Annotated in this window: 5 protein-coding genes; all 5 read right to left on the bottom strand. The window is 62.3% G+C overall.

The window, feature by feature from the left end; all coding sequences use genetic code 11:
- Positions 1 to 1,434, bottom strand: a 1,434-nt coding sequence (locus tag GY725_13585; GenBank protein MCP4005217.1) for a hypothetical protein, incomplete at its 3' end; no start/stop codon positions are given.
- A gap of 184 nt (positions 1,435 to 1,618) precedes the next feature.
- On the bottom strand, positions 1,619 to 2,653 hold the full coding sequence (locus GY725_13580) for an adenylate/guanylate cyclase domain-containing protein (GenBank protein ID MCP4005216.1): 1,035 nt from the start codon (positions 2,651 to 2,653) through the stop codon (positions 1,619 to 1,621).
- A gap of 141 nt (positions 2,654 to 2,794) precedes the next feature.
- On the bottom strand, positions 2,795 to 4,027 hold the full coding sequence (locus GY725_13575) for a serine hydrolase (protein ID MCP4005215.1): 1,233 nt from the start codon (positions 4,025 to 4,027) through the stop codon (positions 2,795 to 2,797).
- Between the two features lie 101 nt (positions 4,028 to 4,128).
- Positions 4,129 to 5,445, bottom strand: coding sequence for an FAD-binding oxidoreductase (locus GY725_13570; GenBank protein ID MCP4005214.1), 1,317 nt, complete (start codon positions 5,443 to 5,445; stop codon positions 4,129 to 4,131).
- 83 nt (positions 5,446 to 5,528) lie between these two features.
- A partial coding sequence (locus GY725_13565) for a DUF3604 domain-containing protein (protein MCP4005213.1) occupies positions 5,529 to 7,158 on the bottom strand: 1,630 nt, incomplete at its 5' end.

Raw genomic sequence — 7,158 nt, 5'->3', positions numbered from 1 at the left:
GAGTCGCTCGAAAGGAGGCGTGTTGGGAAAGAGGATGGTTCCGGTCGGGCTCTTGGGTCGCGCGATCGGTGCGCCCGGCCCCGTGACCAGATCGGTCAGGTTCGTCGGCTCCAGGGACGCACCTGCGGGACGGAAGCGCGTGTCGCCCAGGAGTGGCAGGACGTCGAAGTGAATCCTGTCCGTTGAAGAGTTGACGCCATCCGAGTTCATGCGGATGCAGTCGCCGTCGGCGTTTAAACCGGCCATACGGGTATCCGTGAAATTGTACGCGCGGTCCGCCTGCTCGGAACAGCCGAGGGTGAAGACCTTGTCGGCCAGCGCCTTCTGATCGGGTGTCAGCGCGCCGTAGACAGCAGGGTCGAAAACTGTGTAGACGTCCGGAATACTCGCACCCGTGGCATTGTCGGTGCACGTATGAGTCGCACTGTTGTACGTGAAAAGGGTCCCGCCGAGCAGCTGAGAGTTCAACGCACAACCGCGGAACGACAGATGGTTCGGTTCAAAGACACCGTAGAGTTCGCGCGAAACTCCGTTTCGGTCGGCAACCTGGCCCGAAGCAATGAACCTCGGACGCCCGGGCAGACCGGCAGTACTGGGGTTGTAGGGGTCATTCGTACCGGCAAACGGCGTCGCCCTTATCAACCCACCGGTCTCGAACGGCAGATCATCCGCGGTATTGGCCAAGCCATCGGGTCCGAGAAAGAATGGGATCGCATTCCGCCTTACTTTGCGCTGATCCAGGCCCGCGGGAACGCCGATCAGAACGTCCTGGTTCATGTCTTGCGTGAGACCCGGAGCGTACTCGCTGACGGTATCGGCTACGGACTGACTCGTGAGCAGACCGGATTGCAGATCGGGCAAGCGCGGGATATCGGCTCGCGTATCGAGCAGGGCGACGCCTCCATCGGCTCCCGTGATGGCCGCCTCGAAGAGAAACGGAGAACTCAGATCCGTCGGATCGACGTGCAGGAGAGCCGCGCCGCGCGCGCGCAATGCGGCCGCACCCGCGGCATTCCCAGCAGCCTCGAGCCAGGCCGCCTCTGATAGCGAGGCACGTCGCTCGTGTTCCGCCGCCTGGCTGATGATCTGCCCGTTCCCGATCCGGGTCTGCAGTTCCTCGAAACGCGTTTCGCCGATATAGGGTCGCGCCGCCGTCAGTAACTGCTGGCGAAGCTCGAGCGAGAACGAACCTGCGTGAATCCGATCTAGCGACCCCGCTCCGGGTCGGATCGGATCGTCCAGAGGTGTGCCATTGATATCGGCACACATGAACGTCGCCGGTAGACCGCCGATGGTCGCGCTCCCCACGTCGGGGCATTGCGCGACGATCGAACGCATGCTCTCGATATCCACCTGGGCACGGGCCGCCGAACTCATCAGGAGAACGGAGCAGACCGTGAAACATACGCTGAGCCAGAGATACCGATACGACATGAACTTCCCCTTCGGGTCAATATTCCGCCTGAACAACACCCATTGAGCGACGCTGGACGACGTCTCTGTGCAGTGTATCAGAGCGGATACTGGAGAACCTGAAAAATCAGAAATTCTGGCAGTTCGCCGCCGAGCGCCGAGCCGCGGCCTCCGTGGGTCGTGGGTCGAGGGTCGAGGGCCAGGGTCAGCCCGAGTCGTCGACGCGAAAGATCTCGATCGACTCGGACTTGCCGCGCGGCTGAAACGCGCCGAGGTGCTCGAGCACCATGGAGCGCGGAAGATCCGACCATCCGATCACCGCGCCCGAGACCACCAGCGGGAGGGCATGCGTTTTGGCGTACTCCTCGAGCCGTGCCGCCGTATTGAGGATGTCACCCACAAAGACGATCTCGCGTTTGATGTCGCCGAGTTCTCCGGCGATGGTCGTGCCACCATGCACGCCGGCGCGGAACTTCGGAACGGTTCCGAACTCCGCGAGATAACTGGACGCGTTGCGAGCGATCCGGTCGCGAATCATGAAGAAGCAGCGCAGGCAGGCGCCCTCCTCCGCACCGCGATCCTTGCGCCAGGTGATCACGACTTCGTCCCCCGCGTACTGGTAGATCTCGCCGCGCGTGTCGAGGATGGGAACCGTCAGATCGTCTACGAAGCGACTCAACAGACCGTAGAAGCGCTCGGCACCCAACTCTTCGGCCAGTCGAGTCGACCCCTCGAGGTCGAGGAACATGAAGATCCGCTCTTCTTCGAGGGGCCGATGGTAGGTCCCCATTACGAAGTTGCGCAATGCGTTGGATCCGAGCATCCGGTTCAGCATCAACCCGAACTCGCAGAGCATGGCCAAACTGAAAAAGAACGGGATCGCCCAGCGCAGATGGGGATCGCCGAACGATTCGAGCATTCTCGCCACGCTCCCTGTCGTGGCGAACTGCCCGAGCGACCGTACGACGAGAAAAAGGACGAGGTAGATCGCGGACTGGATGATCAGGTTCTGCAGGAACGAGAAGCGGCGCAGGTAGCGCTTCTGCAGGGCGTCCTTGGCGAACACCACGTACCCACCGAGAATGAGGGCGATAAAGAACGCGTCGAGGACCCCCTGGAGGGTCCCCTGAATCGGATCTTCATTCGTGTAGTAGTTGAAGAACGGTGAGATGGCGCACGCGGCAAAGACGACGATCCCCACGGTGCGCAGCCGGAGGCGAGTCAGACCAGAAAGCTCCATCCACCTATCCTCCTGCCTTGGAACTATCGCGGGCGGTCGAGACGATAGGAAAATTGAACGCCCTTGTTGGGAAAACCAAGGTACCGATGAGGGCGGATTCTGCTAGATCGGAACGTTGTAACGTCGATCCGCAACTCAGGGTCATTCCCTGCTTTCCTGCTCTGTCACCATCGAAGTGCCAATCGTTCGGAAGAACTCGATCGTCTCGACTTCCCGGTAAGCGGATTCTTCGAGGGACGTTGCGTAGTCGCTGTAGGCGGAGAGCTTTACGATCACCAGATCCCGGGTCGGGTTCACGTAGATGAACTGGTTGTACACGCCGATGGCCGAGTACTCGCCTTCGTCACCGGCCGGAATCCACCACTGGTAGCCGTATCCGACCGGGAACGGATCGTCGGCCTTCGCCTCCGGTGTGAGGTGCGGTGCGTCGGGCGTAACAGAAGCGGAGACCCAGTCTGCGGGGATCAACGGCCGCCCATTCCACACGCCGCCGTTTCGGTAGAGCTCGCCCAGTTTGGCGTAGTCGCGGGCCGTCGCATTGAGACCGCCAAACGCCATCTCCATTCCGTCGCTGTCGACCAGCCAATACGCGTCGGACTCCATGCCGAGCGGCTGCCAGAGCTTCTCCTCCATGTAATCGGCAACGCTGCGACCCGTGGCCTTGACCAGCAGCATGCCGAGCACCTGCGTGTCGGTCGAGTTGTAGTGGTTGTAGGTTCCGGGTTCGCGCTCACGCTCGAGCGTCGCTGCGAATTCGTTGAACGAGCCGCCGATCGCCATGATTCGTCCGAAGCGATTGATATCGGACTCCGGGTCGCTGTAGTCCTCGTTCCATCGCGCACCGGACGACATCTGAAGGATGTCCTTGATTCGCACGCCGTCGTACGCGGAGCCCCCGAGGGAAGGGGCGTACTTCGTAATGGGTTCTTCGATGCTCGCAATCAGACCCTCTTCGAGGGCGATCCCGATGGCGGCCGATATGAAGCTCTTCGCGACGGACATCGACAGCCAATTCACATCGCGGCCGCCGGTCAGCATATAGCGTTCGTATCGGACTCTGCCGTCCTTCAAGACCAGGAGAGCACTGGTGTCCGTCTCCGCCAGGAACGCCTCGCTGTCGACGGTCTTGCCGTGGTACACGAACGAGGTCGGAAGCGTGATCCCTGCTCCGTCGGGGAAGTCGAACGGCTCTGGAGCCGCGCGCATGGTCGATACGGGGTAGAATTCGGCCAGGCGGTTGAAGTTCTCGTACTGCTCGGCGCCGGAAAAGAGCGTGAGGGCCCATGCCGCGCGATCGACCTCTCGCTTGTAGTAGAGGCCGACTGCAACGATGACGACCAGGAGCACCAGTACGCCCAACCCAAGCTTCTTCATTTCCAACCCTTTCTGTTCTGCGTTTTCGGGGAAGCCGTTTTCGGTCGGCAGACGTTAGGCCGGACAGGAATGGACAGTGGCATTGTTCCCCACTCCACGGCTCACCCCAATACCGTAAAGCTGCTGTCCCGGTGGATGGTCCGGTTGCGCGAATAGAACCCGAGGTCCAGCGGGTGGCCGGACAACGGACACGCCAGGGATACCGGGTCGGCATCGTGATCGGCCCCGGCTTCGCACTCCGCGATCAGCTCGGCCATCATCTGTCCAACCATCGGCGCATTCTTGAACTGATTCCCACTCGTACCCACGGCCAGGTAGAAGCCGTCCAACGAAGACCGGTCGTAGACGGGAATCCAGTCGTCCGTCGCATCGTAGAGATCCGCACAGCCCTTGGAGCGACTCGGAATCTCGAGTTCCGGAATTCTGAGCGCCATCCGGTACACCTGGGCCTTCCACTGCTCTTCTGTAACGTTGCGATCAAAGTCGTCGGGGTCGTCGACCCAATCGGGCTCGTCGCATTCGGGATCGAGGCTGCCCACCAGCAACTGGCCGCCGACTTCCTCTCGCGAATAGATCCCGACGTCGTCGTCGGAAGTCAGTCGCCCGAAGGCGCATCCCTGCCCGTTCTTGGGAAAAGGCAAATAACAGACCTGTTTGCGCAAAGCCCGCGTGGTCACGTTCATATCGTCTTCCACCCCGGCCATGCGGTTCACTGCGGCCGAGTAAGGCCCCGCGGCATTCACCACTACCGGCGCATCCAACGACCGTCCATCCTTCAGCGCAATGCCACAAACCCGGTCACCGCTCCGCCGAATCTCAACGATCTCGGCATTGAATTCGAAGCGGGCACCTGCGGCCTCGGCTGCCCGCTGCAGATTGTGCGCCGCGAGCTGCGGATCGTTGACGTAGCCGGCGTTGGGATAGTAGACCGCGGTGGGAGGCCTCCCGCCTGAAGGCACCCCGAAGGCCGCGTCCCCCGGACGGCGCGCTGGATGGAAGGCCGTCACATCGTAGAAGGGAACCCGCTCGCGCAGAGTCTCGGCGTCCCAGACCTCGTACTCGATGCCGAGCTGGTCGTGGTACGCGAGTTGATTGTCGTAGCTCGTGGCTTCGGAGAAGACTGCGACCATTCCCACGCGGTTGAGACGGGCCAGGCCCCGCTCATCCTCCACGCCCAGATACTCACCCCAGCGCAGCCAATGCAGATAGCTCTCCCAGGCCAGAGCCGTCCCGTCCAGAGTCGAGTAGTGCGTGCGCACGATGGCACACGAGTTACTCGTCGAGCCGTAGCCCGCCGCCGGATTCTTGTCGAGACAAACGGGCGCGTAGCCGCGGCGGGCAAGCTCGAGGGTGATCGCCGCACCGATGATGCCCGCACCGATGACGATCGCGCCTTGTTCACTACTGCGTTGACTCATTGCACTTCGCTCAGTCGCAGACCTCTATGATCAGATCAGAAAACCGGTTGATCCCCGCAAGCTGCTCCGCAGGCAGGATACGCCTACGAACCACCCGCTCCGTACCAGATGGGCGAAGACCACGCGCGTTCCTGGATCGTTCGGGGAAGATCGCTGCGGGGCTCGACATCGGCGCGAAGCGCCTCCCAGGTGGACCATCGACAGGTCGGATTCTCGAGTACCCGGAGGTAGTAGAACGACTCCTGGCCGGGTTGGAACTCCGGATCCCGCCACAGAGTTCGTAGCTCCGCCGCGCCGGTGTCCGGGCTGAAGGAGCAATCGCTCAGGTCCACGCGCGCGCCGTTGTCGGGGCAACGTTGCGTGACGGGATCCACCGCCAGACCGTCCGAACAGGCGACGTCGAATACCTTCTCGTATGTTTGGCCACCCTCCTCCCAGCCCTTGATCACCTGCAGGCGCTGAAGCGGAGCGCCAATGGGGTCGGCAAGGGCCGCCACCCAGAATTGCGGGGCTCGGGTACCGTTGGCGGGGAGAGTGGCGCCCATCGCAACGCCTTCGGCATAGGCCCGAGACACACCATCGTGTGCGTCGAGCAACGCGTCATCGAAGTCGTAACCGGCGAAGAAGCGGATGACGATTCGCGGTCCGGAGGTGGCGAACGTCTCCTTGCGTCGGAATGCCTGGTAGATCGCGTCGCGGGTGTTCTCCTCAGCCCAGACCGCCGCGAGCCCCGAGGCCCCCCAATACTCGAACACGTTGAGGGCCAGATAGGTGTTGTCGTCCACTTCCTTGACGAGATCAGGCGCCAGGAAGCGGGCACCTACACCGATGAGTGTGCCTGCGGGAACCGACCCTCGTCGCTCGGGCGTACCGTCCAGGAGCCCTGCTTTCGAGTAATACTCTTGTTCGAGGTCAGCCCCGCCGCCGAGATGGGTGTCTGTAGAGCCGATCAGACCGAACTTGTACGGGTTGCGTGCACCGCCGGCCGCAATCTCGAGCCCGTTGCGGTAGGCCTCCCGGACGTAGCTGCCCCCGGGTTTGCTGGGAAGCTTCGAGGCAATGCGGAAGGGCATGATCTCGAAGCCCGCCCACTCGTCCGTGTCCGACAGCAGGGGGTGGGTCTCCGACGTGCCCTTGATCTGCGTGACCTCCACGATCGGCTCATTGCGCATTCGCTGGTCCGCGTAGCCGTCGTCGATGGGCTGGCCGGCCCAGTTGTTGCGCTGGAACATCGCGCCGTTGGAGCCATTCGAATTGTGGGGAATGGAGAGCGACTCGATTCCCTTGGCGCGCAGCATGTCCATCCAATCCCACAGACCTTCGGGGTTCTGGGAGTTGAGTCGCGAAAAAGGCAGCTCGGGCAACTCGTCGGTGCCGCGGAAAATCACGTTGCGATGCAGGTTGCCGCGGTCGTCGGTCGACGAAGTGTATTCATACGCGGCGAAGGTCGTGAAGCGACCCGGAATATAGGCCTCGTCGGCGGCCTCGATCGTGTCCCGCCAGGCGCTCCGGGAGACGTCGTCGATGCTCTGCCGATCGACCTCCCCCGACAGAACCTTCTGGGCGAGCTGCGGCACGAAGGTGCCGAAGGCCTTGGCGCGCGTGATGAGGCTGGCCATGCCACGGTTGTCGGGTGCATTCAGGTCGTGAAGAAACTCGGAGATCGGCAGACGGGAGAGAGCGGAGCGGGTGTCGGCAGCCTCTTTGGCGACG

This window comes from bacterium (assembly GCA_024226335.1).
GTDB lineage: Bacteria > Myxococcota_A > UBA9160 > SZUA-336 > SZUA-336 > JAAELY01.
The sequence above is the reverse complement of the archived record's forward strand: the minus strand, read 5'-3'. Positions and strand labels throughout refer to the sequence as shown.

Excerpts from the sequence above, each read along its gene's own strand:
- GY725_13580 (MCP4005216.1), bottom strand. The coding sequence starts at position 2,653 with ATGGAGCTTTCTGGTCTGACTCGCCTCCGGCTGCGCACCGTGGGGATC.
- GY725_13575 (MCP4005215.1), bottom strand. The coding sequence starts at position 4,027 with ATGAAGAAGCTTGGGTTGGGCGTACTGGTGCTCCTGGTCGTCATCGTT.
- GY725_13570 (MCP4005214.1), bottom strand. The coding sequence starts at position 5,445 with ATGAGTCAACGCAGTAGTGAACAAGGCGCGATCGTCATCGGTGCGGGC.